Origin of the sequence: Roseburia sp. AF15-21 (assembly GCF_003479505.1) — a bacterium.
GTDB classification, from domain to species: domain Bacteria; phylum Bacillota; class Clostridia; order Lachnospirales; family Lachnospiraceae; genus Roseburia_C; species Roseburia_C amylophila.
The window spans coordinates 367,646-384,515 of record NZ_QUHG01000003.1 but is presented as its reverse complement, the minus strand read 5'-3'; the positions used below and the strand labels follow the sequence as shown (position 1 = coordinate 384,515).

Here is a 16,870-nt window from a genome sequence, read left to right as displayed (position 1 = left end):
ATCACCTTACATGAAATCTTCTCTTTAACTCTAGTCTGGCTCTGCGGTCACCGATAATCAGCGTTCCGAGGAATAAAAATACCGATATTCCAAATGCCAGTTCACTTAAGCCCGGATGGGTCACGATGTGAAGTGCTATCAAAAGCAGCGGTATCAGGCTGCATACAATTCCAAACAACTGGAACATCAGATAACTCTGCCAGTTTCTGGAATTGATAATCATGAGCAGAACAATACCTGCATCTAACAGCATAATGCCTGCTGGAAGCACATAATTAACCGACCAGCCATGGAATCCCACTATCCAGTCAATCAGAATCACATATAAAATTCCGGATAATGTGGTTGCTATGATTTTCGTCCGATATCCATTATTGCTTAAAATATCCAACCGGAAAATCAGGAACAGATACCAAAGTCCTGCAATTGCAATCAGGCTCCAGAGCTTTCCCTGATACCAGATATAATTGAGATAGCCTGCTGCCACACTGCCTAATAACACCAGAAAGAATATAATATTTGTCACAAATTTTAATCTTCTGGTTGGAATCCATGCATCCGGATAGGTATTGTGTCCTTCTTCTCCCTCTTCTAATACACTGTGGCACAGCGGACAGATCTGGCTGTCATCTAAGATTTCCACATTACAATTCTTACATTTACTCATAATACACACCATTACTTTCTATTTCCACATTCAGACCATCCTCTGACAGTTTCCGGAAAAATCCACGCTGCAGGGATGTATCTTTTAAAACAGAACTAAAGGTAAATGCCAGCGTATCCTGATAGGAACAAATCGTTCCCTTGATATTCTGTCCCTTTGACATGGCAAGGAATGCATAAAACATCTTGATATATGGCTGGTAATCCTCTTCCACTTTCACATTTCCAATGTTGGTTACAGTGGATGTATTTGCCAGTGCTGCCGATGTATACACATAACGCATGGCAATATTTTTCAAAAACAGCGGTACTGCTCTTGCAACCAATAATTTTTCATTGGAAACATTATAGGAAAACAGTTCCTCTAAATGCTCTTTATTAATCTGTTGATGAAGACTCTCTGTAGTAATCTTCAATACTTCTTCAAACGTATAGGAATCCTCCACCGGTTCAAACTCTGCAGATACTACCGTAAAAAAGTTCTTGGTGGTAATGGAATTAAAATATGGTCTTAAATTCACCGGAACCGCTACACGAATCGGACGTTTGTCCGGCATACCATGCAGATATTCCCGGTATACGCTGTAAGCAAATGCCGCAACCAGATACTCATTGATGCTGACACCATATTTATGACATACCCCTTTCAATGCCGGAATCTTTACAAATCCATGAATTACTCCAAATTCATCGGTTCGTAATTTTTCCCCTTTGATAAGATATGCTTTCTTTGTCTTATATCCCTTGGCATGGCTGTGCTTGTAATTTTTAAGGAAGCTGTCCTCACGGTTCATGGATGTGTCGCTGCTTAACTTATCTCCCAGCTTCTCCCTCAGTTCCGGATGCACCAGTCTTAAATACTGATAGGTCAGCTCCTTTAAGAAATTGATTCCGCCCATACCATCTGTCAGTACATGAAAGACCTCAAGGTTAATCCGGCATTTATAATAAGTTACCCGGAAAAGATAGCTGTGGTTCTTATTCTGTCTGATAAAACGGCATGGAAAATGTCTTTCTTCCTGTACTCTTGGAGCACTCTTGCCATTCTCTTCAAAATAATACCAGAAAATTCCCTGACGCAGTCTCAAGTTAAAGCCCGGAAATTTCGGAAGTACGATATCCAGTGCCTGCTGCAGATACTCCGGCTGTACCTCTTCATTTAAAGTAACTGCAATCCGGTACACATTGCTCATTGCTTCTCCTGCAATGACCGGAAAAAGATGTGCCGTATTATCCAGCCGGTCCCATTTGATATCGGTATGACGGCGCTTATTATCTTCTGCTTTCCGCTGCTGCTTCTCCTGCTTTTCCAATTCCTTTGAAGCGGCTTTCTGCTGCCGGCTCTGCTCTTTGACAGCCTGCTTTTCCTGTTTGCTTTCTGCTTTGGCAGCGGCTTTCTCCTGTTTGCTTTCTGCTTTAGCGAAAGCTTTCTCCTGCTTTATCTTCTCTTTATGTTGTTGTCTCTGCTTTTTTTCTTCTTTACTCATAACGAATATTATAAAATAATACACCTAAAAATACAACCGGCGTTTCTAAGCTGTCGGCATTTTTCGTCTCGGCAGGCAGACCTTAAATGTTGTCCGGCCGTTTTCACTCATTACACGGATGGTTCCTCCATGCAGATCCACCAGTTCTTTTGCGATGGCAAGTCCCAGACCCGCTCCTCCGCTGTTGGTCTGTCTCGCTTCATCCCGCCGATAGAATTTATCAAAAATACGCTGCTGTTCTTCCGGTGATATTGTCTGCCCCTGATTACTGAACAGGATAACGGTTCCCGGTGGCTCCTCCCATGCGGAAATGACAATGGTACTGTCCGGGTTGCTGTAGGCAATGGCATTTTTTAATATGTTATTAAAAATACGCGCCAGCTTATCTGCATCCCCATATACTTTGCAGTTTTCATCAGCCTGTATTTCCACTTTCTTATGTTCCGGTGCAAGAAGCGGGTACACTTCATCCGACAGCTGCATCAGCATATAATAAAGATCTATCTCTGTCGTTGCTAGTTCAATATCCTGCCGGTTAAAACGGGTGATGTCAAAAAATTCATTCACCAGAACTTCCAGTCTCAGTGCTTTGTCCAGGGTGACATGGATAAATTTATCCTGCTGCTCTTTTGAAATATCCGGCATCTCCTCTAATAATTTCAGATACCCAATCACAGAGGTAAGCGGCGTCCGGATATCGTGGGCAAGATACAATACCAACTCATCCTTCTTCTTCTCTGCCATCTGAATATCATAAAGCTGCCGGTTTAAAGTTGCATTCACGCTGTTTAACTTTTCTTCCATGGCAGCCATTTCCTTCGACATGCGGATCTGTCTGCCATCATGATGCACCAATGCATTGATTCCATTATCAATTTCCTGAAAATATTTTGTAAATGAATTTAAAAAGAAATAAAACATCAGACAGAATACCAGTGCAATTGCCCCAAAGAAAATCAGTTCGAAGTGATTTCCGATATTATGCCAATAGAAATCTCTCGCATCTTCATAAGTCATGCTGGTAAAATCATAAAGAAACCTTACAATTCCATCCGCAAATCTGCCCTGCAGCACATACTGGTAGAGAAACCAGATGCCAAAGAAAGCTCCTGCCATCAGTAATACAATCCGGGAAAATATTTTTCGTCTTACCGGTGCAAAATCCAGTTTTTTCTTATTATTGTCATCTTTCAATCTTATATCCCACTCCCCATATTGTCTTAATGTATTTTGGACGTTCACCGGTATCCTTAAGTTTCTCCCGCAGATGCCGGATGTGAACGGTTATGGTATTGTTGCTTTTGCTATAATATTCGTCTTTCCAGATAATATGAAACAGCTCTTCCGCACTGAGTACCCTGCCTTTTGCTTCACACAACGCCTGCAAAATCGTAAATTCTGTCGGTGTAAGTGAAATCTCATCTCCATCCAGATAGCATTCATGTGCACATTTCTTTAACAAAATTCCACGGCATATAATAGTATCATCCGATTCCGTTCCTGCATGATTTGATGCATACGTTCCATCTGCCGCATCATATGAACCATTTGCAGATGTATTTTCTATTATATTACCGTCAAAAGACATATTCTCTGCCGGCTGGTCCGTCCTTGCTCCATAGCGCTCATAACGGCGTAACTGTGCCTTCACTCTTGCAACCAGTTCCAGCGGAAGAAACGGTTTTGTCACATAATCATCTGCTCCTATGGTAAGTCCGGTTACTTTATCCACTTCGGAATCTTTTGCAGTTAACATAATAACCGGATAATTCTCTTTTTTTCGAATCCGGCGGCACAGCTCCAGTCCACTAATCCCCGGCAGCATAATATCCAAAATTGCAAGGTCAATTTTCTCATGCTCTATTGCATCTATTGCTGTATCTCCATCGTAACACTTGATTACGTCAAACTTCTCACTTACCAGATATATCTCTACTAAGTCTGCAATCTCCTTCTCATCATCCACCACAAGAATACGGTTTTTCATAAAAATCCCTCCTGCCTGTCTGCTATTCCAAACACATTATAGCATACAGGCAAAGGAGGGATTCCTTATTATTTATTAAGATTTACTGAACTTTGCCAACATGGCGGTGAGGATGAATCCGCCATAAACCCGGTGCAAAAATCACTAACATCGGGTATAATTCCAATCGACCAACCAGCATGTCAAACATCAATACCAGCTTGGATAAAACACTGAACCCACCAAAGTTACCGGTCGGTCCTACCCTGTTAAGTCCCGGTCCGACATTATTAAAGGTTGCCATAACTGCTGTAAAGTTCGTTGTCATATCAAAATTATCAAGACTGATTAACAACACTGATACGATAAGAATAACAACATAGCCTGCCAGATAGCATAACACAGTCTTTACCACATTATCCGGTATTCGTCTTCCGTCCATATGTACCTTCTGCACACTTCTCGGATGGGTCACAGACATAATTTCATTACGGACAGATTTTACCATAATAATGAGACGGGAAACCTTAAATCCACCGCCGGTACTTCCGGCACAGGCTCCGACAAACATTAAAAGCACCAGAATCATTCTTGAAAATTCCGGCCAGAGATTAAAATCTGCCGTGGCAAATCCTGTAGTACTGATAACAGATGCCACCTGAAAGATTGCCTGCTGGAATGCTTTTCCAAAAGAAGCAAAGCTGGCTCTGATATTAAATGCAATAAGCAGTGCCGAACCGAATACGATCAAAAGATAGTAACGCATTTCCTCACACATCAGTGCTTCCTTCGGCCGCTTAATCAAAAACATATAATATACAGTAAAATTAATGGAACAGATAATCATAAATACCGTAATGATAATCTGCACCGCTGTACTATAAGATGCTATACTACTGTTCAATAGTCCAAATCCACCGGTTCCCACGGTACCAAAGGTCAATGTCATGGAATCAAAGAGTGGCATTCCTGCTATTAACAGCGCAATAATCTCAATCACCGTAAAGATTACATAGATTCCATAGAGAATCATTGCAGTAGTCTTTACCTTTGGAACCAGTTTTCCAACAGATGGTCCCGGGCTTTCTGCACGCATCAGATGCATACTGGAGCTGTCGGAAAGGGGCATGACTGCCATAATAAATACCAGCACACCCATACCACCAATCCAGTGGGTAAAGCAACGCCAGAAAGCTGTTCCACGGGAAAGTGTCTCTACATCACTTAAGATACTTGAACCTGTTGTCGTAAAGCCGGAAATTGTCTCAAATAACGCATCAATATAAGATGGAAATTCTCCGGTTAAATACATGGGCAATGCGCCAATCAGACTGAGGATTATCCAGCTTAATGCAACTGCTGCAAATCCTTCTTTTGAATAAAATACACTGCTCTTCGGTTTTCTTCTTCTGCCCCAAAACCCAATCAGCATACAGGCAAGTCCGATAATCAGATATAAAAAGCCTTCCTTTTCCTGATAAATACCTGCTGTTGCTGCCGGAAGCAGAAGAAAGATTCCCTCGAAGCATATAACACTGCTTAATATGTATCGAATCATGGAATAATTCATGACAAGCCTCCTACCTTAATGCATCCCGGATATCATGTAACCCTGTCGTCGTGGTAACAAGAATTACCGTATCTCCCACTTCAATTACACTCTGTCCTTTTGGAATGGTCACTTTTCCTTTATGGGTGATACATCCAATCAGCATCTTAGGTTTCAAGCGAAGATCCTGCAGTGGAATTCCAACCACCGGAGAACCCTCTTTAATTAAAAATTCCAGTGCTTCTACCCGGTTATCATTCAGCTTGTACAATGTCTCAATATTACTTCCCATGGAGTTTTTCATGGCACGTACATACTTGATAATACTCTCGGAAGTAATAAATTTCGGATAAATAATACTTCCTACATCTAACTGGTCAATAATATCATCATAAGAAATACGATGAACTTTAGTAATCAGTTTTGCAGAAGATAAACTCTTTGCAAACAATGCCAGCATGATATTCTCTTCATCAAAATTAGTGGTCGCTACAAAGGCTTCTGTCTCTAACAATCCCTCTTCGATTAAAAGGTCTTTATCTGTTGCATCGCCACAGATAATCATCGCCTTTGGAACCATTTCATTTAATTCTTCGCAGCGTTCTTCGTCACGTTCTACAATTTTGACACGGATACCCATTTCCAAAAGCTGCTTTGCAAGATAAACAGAAGTTCTTCCTCCACCGACAATCAGTGCATCTCTCGCAGAAGAAGTAGGTACTCCTAACTTTTTAAAGAATTCAATCGTCTTAGCCTGTGTTCCTACAATGGAAATCTCATCCCTGGCTTTCAACTCAAAATTACCATCCGGAATATATACTTCATCTCCACGCTCAACCACTGCTATCAGTACGTCACAATGCAGTCTGCTTCCCATATCCTTAAGCTGCATATTACAAAGAGGGTTGTCCTCCTCAATCCGGTAGTTGACTAATTCCACCCGGCTCTTGGCAAATGAATCCACTTTGAGCGCGGAAGGGAATTTCAGCAGTCTCGCCATTTCGCGTGCTGCTGCAAGCTGTGGATTGATAATCATGGACAACCCTAATTCCTCTTTAATAAAACCTATTTCTCTACTGTATACAGGATTGCTGACTCTTGCAATCGTATGGCAGCCTCCTGCTTTTTTTGCGATCAGACAGCATAAAAGATTCAGTTCATCTGAACCTGTCACTGCAATCATAAGGTCTGCATCTGCAATCCCTGCATCTGTCTGTGCATTAAAACTTGCACCATTTCCAATAATTCCCATTACATCACAGACATTGGTCACCGCCTCTACAGCCTGCTGTCTGGTATCAATTACTGTAATATCATGTTTTTCTTTACTAAGCTGTTCTGCAAGTGTTGCACCTACATTACCACAGCCCACTATAATTATCTTCATAGCTTCTCCTATGCTTGTTCTCATACATATTTATTGGTCGTTGAAGCAAATACCTATGACGAATTATAGCAGACTTTATAAATAATGCAATCCCGGCTTTACCCAATCCTAATTCTGGGCAAATCTTGCCAGGAACTGCTTTGTTCTCTCTTCTTTCGGATGCTCGATTACTTCCTTCGGGTCACCCTGTTCAATAATATAACCGCCATCCATAAAAATGACACGGTCAGCCACATCTCTGGCAAATGCCATCTCATGAGTTACAATTACCATGGTCATATGCTCACTTGCCAGCTGACGGATTACTTTTAAGATTTCTCCGGTAAGCTCCGGATCTAATGCGGAGGTCGGCTCATCGAAGAATAAAATCTGTGGATGAAGTGCTAACGCTCTTGCAATGGCAACTCTCTGCTGCTGTCCACCAGAAAGCTGGCATGGATAGCAGTCTGCCTTATCGGATAACCCCATTTTTTCAAGAAGCTCCATTGCTTCTTTCTTTACTTCTTCTTTATTCCGCTTCTGCACATGTACCGGTGCATCCATCAGATTCTTTAACACGGAATAATGTGGAAACAGATTAAAGTTCTGAAATACCAGTCCGAAATATCCCTGAATCTTTTTTAATTCTGCGTTTCCCACATACTGGGATTTTCCATCCGCACCGGTTGACACCGCATGCTCACCGAGATAAACCAGTTCTCCTTCATCCATTGTCTCAAGAAGTGTGGCACAACGCAGCAGTGTTGATTTACCGGAACCGGAAGGACCGATAATTGCTACAACCTCCCCCTGTTCCACGGAGAGTGAAATATCATGAAGTACATCTACAGCCCCAAAGCTTTTCTTTACATTCTTTATCTCTAACAGCTTCATTCTTTTCCTCTCCTTACTTATAATAACTCAGTTTCTTTTCAATTCGTTCCATGATAAATGCCACTACAAAGTTAAAGATGTAGTAGAAAAGTCCTGCTACAAACAATGGCATGATGCTGCTGACACGGGCTGCAATCTGTTTTGCAATGGTAAACATTTCTGCATAAGCCAGTACAAATGCCATGGAAGTATCTTTTACCAGTGTAATAACTTCATTGGTTACCGGCGGCACCACGCGTTTTACCATCTGCGGGAAAATGATTTTACAGAAGGTCTGTGCCTTAGAGTATCCTAATACTTTGGCTGCTTCATACTGTCCTACCGGGATTCCTTCGATTCCTGCACGATAAATCTCTGCGAAATATGCCGCATAATTAATGGAGAAACCAATGATTGTTGCATAAAAGCTATACTCTTTGGAGATTCGGATTCCAAATAAGTAATATGGTCCGAAATACACCACCAAAAGCTGAAGCATCAGCGGAGTTCCACGCATAATGGATATGTATAATTTTACAAGCCACTGCACCGGCTTAATCCGTGACTTTCTTCCAAATGCCACTAAAAGTCCTAACGGCAGTGAAAATACCAATGTTAATACAAATATAGAAAGTGATGCCAGCATACCGGAACCCAGCTGCTGTGCTACAGCAATAAATGACATATCTATTCTCCTAAGCAAACCATTTCTGGTAAATTATAATCTGTGTAGTTATTTACGATAGTAGTAAATGTTCCATCTTTTACCATCTCATCCAAGGTCTTCTGAACCTGGTCTTTTAACTCTGTATTACCTTTTTTAAATCCGATTGCATACTGCTCGCTGGATACCTGCTCATCCAACATACGGAAAGCATCTCCTCTGGATGACATCTGGTATTTTGCTACTCCGATATCCAATACTACTGCATCTACAGCACCAGACTCCAAGTTCATAAATGCAGTATTGTAATCAGCTACCTGCTGAAGTTCAGCAAAAGATGCAGTCAGCTCTTTATTTTCATCGGTTGCATCATCTCCCTGTAATGCTGCAAGTCCTGAAGAATCAGCCTGGACGTCTACTACTTTTCCTGCCAGATCTGATAATTTATTAATATCCGAATCTTTTGCAACAACTACAACAATACTGTTGTCTACATATGGATCAGAGAATGTATAATCATCTTCTCTTCCATTCATGGTAAATCCGTTCCAGATACAGTCAATGGAACCTGACTCTAATTCCATATCTTTTGAATCCCAGTTAATTGGTTTCTTTACCAGTTCCCATCCGTTACGGTCACATACTTCCTGTGCCAGTTCAAGGTCAAATCCGGTATAATCTCCATCCTCATCCATATAGCCATATGGTGGAAATTCTGCGTCAAATCCTACAACAAACTGGGTACGGTCTGAACCATTGTCGCTCTTTGCATTTTCAGTATTCTGGACAGATGCATTGTCTTTTTTATCTGCATCCTTACTTCCACAGCCAGCCAGTGACACGGTCATTGCAGCTGCCAGTAAAACAGTCAACATTTTCTTCTTCATAATAGAGTTCCTCCTCTTTTTGTAATATCTTTTTATTAAGTTCTTTTTCTATCACTTTAGTATACTACCATGATAAATCAGTAATGTAAATCATTTTCTATATTAATTTCAGGTTGTCAGCCGATAAATTTTAGACTAAAATTGGGCATATACCTGAATAATCCATAGGTACTTGCGAATGGGGAGAGTTTTTAAGAATAAAGAAATTTTGTGGCATTCGATGTACGTTTGATTTTTTTGGATGTGAAATGCCAACTGTTCTTAGTAGTCCATTTTTCTTTATTATAAACTGTCTTTTCACTTGCTTTGACAGAATATCGGCACTGTCTGTCAAAAGCGGATGCCACATAATGTCTGCAAGGGGCACTAGGAATTTCGGCATAATTCTGATTTCATCTGGCAACCGGCACATATTCACATCCATGTTCAAATGTGCCTCGCTGGTACATCCCTGCACCAGTGTTGCCTGTTGCCAGACGAAATTCCAAGTGCCCCTAACAGCCCTTAAAAGGCATCCGTACTTTGACGGACAGTACCAATATTCTGTTAAACATGGAAAAGACTGTTTTTATCCAAAAAAGAAAAATGGACTACTTAGAACTGTGGCATTTCATTATCTTAAAATCAAATGTGCAGCGAATGCCTTAAAACTTTTTTTATCAGGAAATCCTCTCCCCCTTTCGCAAGCACCTATGCAATCAATGATAAAAGGAGATATTACACCATGAATATACCAAATGACCCAGTCATGTTATTAAGTTACATCAATACACAGCTTCGGGATTTCTACCCTACCTTGGATGAACTCTGCTCTGCCTTAAATCTTTCGAGGAACGAGCTTTGCAATAAGCTTTCCGCCATCGACTATGAATATGACGAGAAGACAAACCAGTTTGTATAAATATGGTCTGTTGTGGCGGTAGGGAGGACATTTTCCCTCTCAGCATCAAAAATAACCACATTTATACCAACCGTTCCGATACACATAATGAAAGGAGTATCCCATGTCACTTTACGAAGACCTCTTGCAAAAACAGTTTCTGCCCCACGCCTACGAAGACTGGACAGATTATCGCAATGCCATCAGCAATTATCTGATTGCCTCTACTGCTGCTGACAGCTCCCTTGCCATCTTTGGTGCCGGCGGTTGTAACGACTGGGATTTATCGCTCCTTGCCGGACACTTTTCATCGATTACTTTAATTGATAATAATCTTCCTGCCATGAAACAGGCTCTTAAACGCTATCAGTTGGAATCTTATCCTACCATTCACCTTGACGAATGCAATCTTACCGGTTTATACGACAGTGATTACGAAAAATTCTGTGATACACTCTTTGAGCAGAAAAAGCTCTTTGGTGCTTCCATCGATACGGAGCTTCCGGTCAGTACGGCACTGGCATTTCTGCATCAGACTTATGAGAAAGCCAAAAAGCATGTCATACGCTATGGCAGCCATGCTTTTGATTATTCTGTGGCTTTTGGTCTTCACAGCCAGCTTAATAATATGGCTGCGTGGATCTGGGATACCATTGCAGAAGCCTGTCACTGGCAGGACGAACGGGTAACGGAATATATTGCCTCCCAGACCGATGAGATTGTAAAACGGGTTAATGATACCATTTTGCTTTCTACCGGGAAAAATGCTTTCTTTGGAAATGAACGGACTTCTTCCCTTAACGATTCTCCCGTAAGCGGCGCCATGGAATGCATTTTAGACATCAAAAAACGTTACCCCGGCTGCCAGGCAGCTCTCGTTCCATGGAATTTTAATCCGGAACTTGGGGTAACGTACGAAATGCTGTTACAACATGTAACACTATAAATCAATTCTATGACTGTACGAACTGGCTGTTATAAAGGGCTGCATAGAAGCCGTTCTTCCGAAGCAGTTCTTCATGATTGCCCTGTTCGATAATATGTCCGTCTTTCATAACCAGAATAATGTCTGCCTCTTCAATGGTAGACAGACGATGGGCAACGATAAAACTGGTTCTTCCCTTCATCATCCGGCCAAAAGCTTCCTGAATCTTCATCTCAGTTCGTGTGTCAATCGATGAAGTTGCTTCATCCAAAATCAGCATTGGCGGCAGGCAAAGCATAACTCTGGCAATGCAAAGAAGCTGTTTCTGTCCCTGGGAAAGATTGCCACCGTCCTCTGCAATTACCGTATCATAGCCCTTGGGCAGACGTTTGATAAAATTATGGGCATGGGAAGCTTTTGCTGCCTCCATGATTTCTTCATCGGTAGCATCCGGTTTTCCCATACAGATGTTCTCACGAATGGTTCCCTCCTTTAACCAGGTTTCCTGCAATACCATACCATAGCTGCTGCGCAGGCTGCTTCTTGTCATATCTTTAACCGGCACGCCGCTGACACGGATGATTCCGCTGTTGACATCATAGAACCGCATCAGAAGATTAATCAATGTTGTCTTACCGCATCCGGTCGGTCCGACAATTGCCACACGCTCACCCGGATTGACATGGAGATTAAAATCCTCAATCAGCTTCTGCCCCGGCTCATAAGAGAAGTAAACATGCTCTAAATCCACATCTCCCTTTACTTCCTCTAATACCACTGCATCTTCTGCATCCGGTACCTGTGCCTCTTCATCAATCAGCTCAAATACTCTTGCTGCACAAGCCAGTGCATTCTGTAACTCAGTTACGACACCGGAAATCTCATTAAAAGGCTTCGTATACTGATTTGCATAACTTAAGAAACAGGATAACTGCCCAACACTGATTCCACCATGGATAGCTGAAACTGCGCCAAACACGCCAACACCTGCATAAACTAACGCATTGATAAAACGGGTACTCGGATTGGTAATGCTGGAAAAGAATAAGGCACGAAGGGAATATTTTTCCAGTCTTCCATTAATTTCATCGAAACTTTCCAACGCCTCATCTTCATGGGAAAATGCCTGGACAATTTTCTGGTTTCCAATCATTTCATCGATTAAAGCAGTCTGCTCTCCTCTTGTTTCCGACTGCAGCTTAAACATGGAGAATGTTTTCTTTGCAATGAATCCTGCTACCACAAAAGACAACGGTGTTAAAAATACTACCACTGCCGTAATCTTTACATTGACGCTCAACATAAAGCCTAATGTTCCGACAATTGTTACCACACCGGTAAACAACTGGGTAAAACCCATCAGAAGTCCGTCTGCGAACTGGTCTACATCCGCAATTACGCGGCTGACTATTTCACCGTAGGAATGAGCGTCTAAATATTTCAGTGGAAGAATCTCTATTTTGCGGATAGCATCCTTACGGATATCCCGGACAATATTATAAGTCATCTTATTGTTGCAGACATTCATAATCCACTGGGCAGCTGCCGTAATCAGAATGACTACCACCATTTTCTTAAGGATCGGTGTAATATAAGTAAAATCCACTTTTCCTTTGTCTACGATATAATCAATGGCATCTCCGGTAAGAATCGGAATGTATAAGGTTAAAATTACACTGAGCACCGCTAATGCAATGGACAAACCTAAGAATAACCAGTACTTTTTCATATACTTAAGGATTCTTCCAAGGGTTTCCTTCTGTCTTGATTCCTTTTTCATATCAGTGTCCTCCTTCCGTCCTCTTAAACTGCGAATAATAGATTTCCTGATATACGCTGCAATCCTTTAACAATTCTTCATGGGTGCCGGTTCCTGCAACAGTTCCATCATCTAATACGATAATCTTATCAGCATACATAATGGATGCGGCACGCTGTGATACGATAAATACGGTCGGACGGTTTGGCATATTATGAATTGCCTGACGCAGTTTAGCATCGGTAGCATAATCCAGTGCAGATGAGCTGTCGTCCATGATAAGGATTTCCGGCTGTTTTACCAGTGCTCTGGCAATTGTAAGACGCTGCTTTTGTCCACCGGAGAAATTCTTTCCACCCTGTTCTACTTCCGCATCCAGCTTACCGTCTTTCTTATCTACAACTTCTGCTGCCTGTGCAACGGAAAGTGCCTGCTGCATCTCTTCTTCCGTCGCATCCTCTTTGCCCCAGGCAAGATTGCTTCGGACGGTTCCCGCAAACAGCACTGCTTTCTGCGGCACAATACCAATCTTATCTCTTAAATCCGTAATCTTATATTCCCGGACATCCATGCCATCTACCATAACCTGTCCCTCCGTGACATCATAGAAACGAGGAATCAGATTGACCACAGAGGACTTCCCGGAACCGGTTCCACCGATAATACCAATGGTATCTCCTGGCTTTGCTTTAAAATCAATGCCGGTTAAGGTATCTGCTCCGGCACCTTTATAACGCATGGAAACATTGCGGAATTCTACGGTATATCCGGTATCTTCCTTTTTGCTTCCATTTCCATCCACCATGGAAGTCTCCATCTCAAAAATACTCTGCACACGGTTTCCACAGGCAATTGCCTTGGTTACCGTAATAATCAGGTTTGCAAGCTTTACTAATTCCACCAGAATCTGGGACATATAGTTTACCAGTGCTACTACTTCACCCTGTGAAATCTTTCCGATATTTACCTGAATTGCACCTGTCCAGATAAGAATAACCAGTGCCACGTTGATGATAATATAGGTAAGCGGATTCATCAATGCTGAAATTTTTCCTACGAAGAGCTGTACATCCGTCAGCCTCTCATTACTCTCATCAAAATCTGCAATTTCTTCCTGCTCTTTATTAAAGGCACGGATAACACGGCTTCCGGTCAGATTCTCCCTTGTTACTCCAAGGACTTTATCTAAAGATGCCTGCACCCGGCGGAACAACGGAATTGTAATTATCATAATTCCAAATACCACAACGGATAAAACAGGAATCGTTACCACAAAGATAAGCGCTGCCTTTACGTCAATGGTAAATGCCATAATCATGGCACCAAATACAATAAAAGGAGAACGCAAAAACAGACGGAGTACCATATTGACACCGGACTGTGCCTGATTGATATCACTGGTCATTCTGGTAATCATGGTATCCGTTCCTGCGGTATCCATCTCTGTATAGGACAATTTCTGAATATGGTCAAATAATGCATGACGTACCTTAGTTGCAAAACCTACTGCCGCTTTTGCTGCAAAATACTGTGCAGTAATGGAACAGGTCAGTCCCACTAATGCCAGCAAAATCAAGATTCCACACATTTTCAAGATGAATCCGCCATCTTTATTGCCAATACCGGTATCAATGATTGCTGCCATAACCAAAGGCACAAACAATTCAAAGGATGCCTCTAATAATTTAAATAATGGACTTAAAATGCTCTCTTTTTTGTAATCCTTTAAAAAACGCAATAACTTTCTCACTGTACCTGCTCCTAATTAGTGATCATCTAATATTCCCTTTTTCCTATCTTTCTATGGTTGAATCTTATCTTTTTTTAATCCATCCATATAAACTTTGGTTTCAGCCACAACCACACCGCTCAATGCAGTAACTGCAATCAGGTTCGGCAGAGCCATCAGTCCGTTGAAAATATCTGCAATGGTCCATACAGCAGATACTGTCATAAACGGTCCGATAAATACCGCTAAGATGTATAACCAGCGGTATGCTTTTACAACAGCCTTCTTATGTCCGGTCAGATACTCCAGACAGCGCTCACTGTAATAATCCCATCCTAAGATTGTGGTAAATGCAAAGAATACCAGACATACCATCAGGATAAAGGATGCTACCTGATTTGGGAACGGAAGTCCGAGCTGGAATGCCTTGGTTGTAACAGCAACACCTTCCAAGCCCATGTCCCATGCACCGGTAAGTACGATTGCAAGACCTGTCATGGTACAGATAATCAGTGTATCAATTACAGTTCCAAGCATGGAAACCAGTCCCTGTTTTACCGGATAATCGGTCTGGGCTGCTGCAGCCGCGATTGGTGCACTACCAAGTCCTGCTTCATTTGAGAAAATACCACGGGCAATACCTTTCTGCATTGCTACAATAATACTTCCCATTGCACCACCGGCTACCGCCTTAAATCCAAAGGCACTCTTTATAATGGTTGCAAATGCTGCTGGAACCTCTGTAATATGCATCACAATAATAATTAATACAACAACCACATAAGTCAGTGCCATAAATGGTACAATGACCTGTGATACTGTAGAGATTCTCTTAATTCCACCGATGATAACAAGCGCCACACAGATGGTAAGAATAATACCTGCAATAATTACAGTCCAGGAATAAGTTCTTCCAAAGAGGTCAACTGTCCAGGTGGTATCCGGGTCAAAGAAACCCTTTACTGCACTGGTAATACCATTAATCTGTGTAAAGGTTCCGATTCCAAATAAGCCTACACCTACACCAAAGAAGGCAAATAATTTTCCAAGCCATTTCCACTTTGATCCCATTCCATTTTCAATATAATAGAATGGTCCGCCGATGATATGACCATCTTCTGCCACCACACGGTACTTGATTGCCAGTAGACACTCACTATATTTTGTGGCAGTTCCAACCAGTGCTGCTATCCACATCCAGAATAACGCACCCGGACCACCTTCTACCAATGCAGTTGCTACTCCGACAATATTTCCGGTTCCTATGGTTGCTGATAATGCAGTGCAAAGTGCTGCAAAACTGGATACTTCGCCGGATTCGCCACTCTTTTCATTTTCAAACAAATATTTTACTGCTAATGGTAATTTTCTAATCTGAAGTCCCTTCAGGCGGATGGTAAGAAAAATTCCCACCAGAAGGATCAATACAATAAGTGGTACACCCCAGACAAAATTATCAATTTTACCAAGAATGCTGTTAATCTGGTCTAACATTTTTGTTCGCTCCTATTCTCTTTTGATTCCAATTTAAATGGTTAAATACACTTTAGCATAGCATAGTTATCAAGTGCAATCAATAATTCTATCTTTTTTTCGCATAATTTGTATAAAAATACTCCTTTCGGGTTATATTACGGATGAGGTGATGACAAAATGATTTTAACCGAACAAGAGACTATGCTGTTAAATGATTTAAAGCAGCAGGAAGAGCTTTGCCGCGACAAATATGCCTTTTACAGCAGTGAAGCAAAAGACCCTGAATTAAAACAGTTATTCGAGGTCATTCAGAAAGAAGAAGCGGAACACTATGACACCATCAGCAGTCTGCTTTCCGGTGATACGCCTGATGTTGGTATAGCTGCCCCGAAGAACTATCAGCCAAACGCTGCCTACCATGCATCCAGCGAAAATGCCGACAAGAAGCACGATGCATTATTGTGCAGCGATTCCATTTCCAGTGAAAAGTATGTATCTTCCGCATACAACAACGATTTATTCAGCTTTGCTTCTCCAAAAGTCCGTCAGATTTTAAACCATATCCAGACAGAGGAGCAGCAGCATGCAGAAATGATTTACCGTTATAAAACTGCAAATCAGATGGCTTAACCTGCAGATGCAT

15 protein-coding genes are annotated in these 16,870 nt (G+C 41.7%); 3 read left to right on the top strand and 12 right to left on the bottom strand.

Annotation, left to right across the window (positions count from 1 at the left end):
• Position 1: 1 nt before the first annotated feature.
• The 9 genes from DWW33_RS06945 to DWW33_RS06905 all read right to left on the bottom strand — a co-directional run bounded on the left by DWW33_RS06945 (position 2) and on the right by DWW33_RS06905 (position 9,458).
• Positions 2-667 carry a DUF6320 domain-containing protein gene (locus tag DWW33_RS06945; protein ID WP_117841230.1) on the bottom strand — a complete coding sequence of 222 codons (666 nt, stop codon included), beginning with the start codon at positions 665-667 and terminating at the stop codon, positions 2-4.
• A complete protein-coding gene (locus DWW33_RS06940; RefSeq protein WP_243088574.1) occupies positions 660-2,153 on the bottom strand; it encodes a cell envelope integrity protein TolA in 1,494 nt (497 codons plus the stop codon). Before DWW33_RS06940 ends, DWW33_RS06945 begins: the two co-directional genes overlap by 8 nt.
• 45 nt (positions 2,154-2,198) lie before the next feature.
• Complete coding sequence (locus DWW33_RS06935; RefSeq protein ID WP_242994317.1) at positions 2,199-3,347, bottom strand: sensor histidine kinase; 1,149 nt, start codon at positions 3,345-3,347, stop codon at positions 2,199-2,201.
• Positions 3,337-4,140: a response regulator transcription factor gene (locus tag DWW33_RS15950; RefSeq protein ID WP_117840626.1), complete on the bottom strand. Its 804-nt coding sequence runs from the start codon at positions 4,138-4,140 to the stop codon at positions 3,337-3,339. The genes DWW33_RS06935 and DWW33_RS15950 overlap by 11 nt, the downstream gene beginning before the upstream one ends.
• Positions 4,141-4,222: 82 nt before the next feature.
• Positions 4,223-5,689, bottom strand: a complete 1,467-nt coding sequence (locus tag DWW33_RS06925; RefSeq protein WP_118639141.1) for a TrkH family potassium uptake protein — start codon at positions 5,687-5,689, stop codon at positions 4,223-4,225.
• 10 nt (positions 5,690-5,699) lie between these two features.
• Complete coding sequence (gene trkA / locus DWW33_RS06920) at positions 5,700-7,055, bottom strand: Trk system potassium transporter TrkA (RefSeq protein ID WP_118639140.1); 1,356 nt, start codon at positions 7,053-7,055, stop codon at positions 5,700-5,702.
• 108 nt (positions 7,056-7,163) lie between these two features.
• Complete coding sequence (locus DWW33_RS06915; protein ID WP_022243953.1) at positions 7,164-7,928, bottom strand: amino acid ABC transporter ATP-binding protein; 765 nt, start codon at positions 7,926-7,928, stop codon at positions 7,164-7,166.
• A 13-nt stretch (positions 7,929-7,941) separates the two neighbouring features.
• Positions 7,942-8,592, bottom strand: coding sequence for an amino acid ABC transporter permease (locus DWW33_RS06910; protein ID WP_022243952.1), 651 nt, complete (start codon positions 8,590-8,592; stop codon positions 7,942-7,944).
• Positions 8,593-8,594: 2 nt separating this feature from the next.
• A complete protein-coding gene (locus DWW33_RS06905) occupies positions 8,595-9,458 on the bottom strand; it encodes an amino acid ABC transporter substrate-binding protein (RefSeq protein ID WP_022243951.1) in 864 nt (287 codons plus the stop codon).
• Between the two features lie 724 nt (positions 9,459-10,182).
• On the opposite strand from DWW33_RS06905, the gene DWW33_RS06895 reads away from it, so the two are divergent.
• Complete coding sequence (locus DWW33_RS06895) at positions 10,183-10,359, top strand: DUF4250 domain-containing protein (protein WP_117840619.1); 177 nt, start codon at positions 10,183-10,185, stop codon at positions 10,357-10,359.
• A 103-nt stretch (positions 10,360-10,462) separates the two neighbouring features.
• A complete protein-coding gene (locus DWW33_RS06890) occupies positions 10,463-11,284 on the top strand; it encodes a hypothetical protein (protein WP_118639138.1) in 822 nt (273 codons plus the stop codon).
• A 7-nt stretch (positions 11,285-11,291) separates the two neighbouring features.
• On the opposite strand, the gene DWW33_RS06885 is transcribed toward DWW33_RS06890, so the two are convergent.
• From DWW33_RS06885 to DWW33_RS06875, 3 genes are read right to left on the bottom strand one after another with little or no spacing between them, the layout of a single operon-like run.
• Positions 11,292-13,043, bottom strand: coding sequence for an ABC transporter ATP-binding protein (locus DWW33_RS06885; protein ID WP_117697594.1), 1,752 nt, complete (start codon positions 13,041-13,043; stop codon positions 11,292-11,294).
• A gap of 1 nt (position 13,044) precedes the next feature.
• Positions 13,045-14,772 (bottom strand): ABC transporter ATP-binding protein, encoded by a 1,728-nt coding sequence (locus tag DWW33_RS06880; protein WP_022243946.1) that lies wholly within the window; start codon positions 14,770-14,772, stop codon positions 13,045-13,047.
• 51 nt (positions 14,773-14,823) lie between these two features.
• Positions 14,824-16,245, bottom strand: a complete 1,422-nt coding sequence (locus tag DWW33_RS06875; protein WP_117840613.1) for an alanine/glycine:cation symporter family protein — start codon at positions 16,243-16,245, stop codon at positions 14,824-14,826.
• A 159-nt stretch (positions 16,246-16,404) separates the two neighbouring features.
• Here DWW33_RS06875 and DWW33_RS06870 point away from each other — a divergent pair, with 159 nt between their 5' ends.
• Positions 16,405-16,857 carry a ferritin-like domain-containing protein gene (locus DWW33_RS06870; RefSeq protein ID WP_117840611.1) on the top strand — a complete coding sequence of 151 codons (453 nt, stop codon included), beginning with the start codon at positions 16,405-16,407 and terminating at the stop codon, positions 16,855-16,857.
• The last annotated feature ends 13 nt before the right edge of the window (positions 16,858-16,870 follow it).

Coding starts and splice junctions, on each gene's coding strand:
- DWW33_RS06945 (WP_117841230.1), bottom strand. CDS start 667: ATGAGTAAATGTAAGAATTGTAATGTGGAAATCTTAGATGACAGCCAG.
- DWW33_RS06940 (WP_243088574.1), bottom strand. CDS start 2,153: ATGAGTAAAGAAGAAAAAAAGCAGAGACAACAACATAAAGAGAAGATA.
- DWW33_RS15950 (WP_117840626.1), bottom strand. CDS start 4,140: ATGAAAAACCGTATTCTTGTGGTGGATGATGAGAAGGAGATTGCAGAC.
- DWW33_RS06925 (WP_118639141.1), bottom strand. CDS start 5,689: ATGAATTATTCCATGATTCGATACATATTAAGCAGTGTTATATGCTTC.
- trkA (WP_118639140.1), bottom strand. CDS start 7,055: ATGAAGATAATTATAGTGGGCTGTGGTAATGTAGGTGCAACACTTGCA.
- DWW33_RS06915 (WP_022243953.1), bottom strand. CDS start 7,928: ATGAAGCTGTTAGAGATAAAGAATGTAAAGAAAAGCTTTGGGGCTGTA.
- DWW33_RS06910 (WP_022243952.1), bottom strand. CDS start 8,592: ATGTCATTTATTGCTGTAGCACAGCAGCTGGGTTCCGGTATGCTGGCA.
- DWW33_RS06905 (WP_022243951.1), bottom strand. CDS start 9,458: ATGAAGAAGAAAATGTTGACTGTTTTACTGGCAGCTGCAATGACCGTG.
- DWW33_RS06895 (WP_117840619.1), top strand. CDS start 10,183: ATGAATATACCAAATGACCCAGTCATGTTATTAAGTTACATCAATACA.
- DWW33_RS06890 (WP_118639138.1), top strand. CDS start 10,463: ATGTCACTTTACGAAGACCTCTTGCAAAAACAGTTTCTGCCCCACGCC.
- DWW33_RS06885 (WP_117697594.1), bottom strand. CDS start 13,043: ATGAAAAAGGAATCAAGACAGAAGGAAACCCTTGGAAGAATCCTTAAG.
- DWW33_RS06875 (WP_117840613.1), bottom strand. CDS start 16,245: ATGTTAGACCAGATTAACAGCATTCTTGGTAAAATTGATAATTTTGTC.
- DWW33_RS06870 (WP_117840611.1), top strand. CDS start 16,405: ATGATTTTAACCGAACAAGAGACTATGCTGTTAAATGATTTAAAGCAG.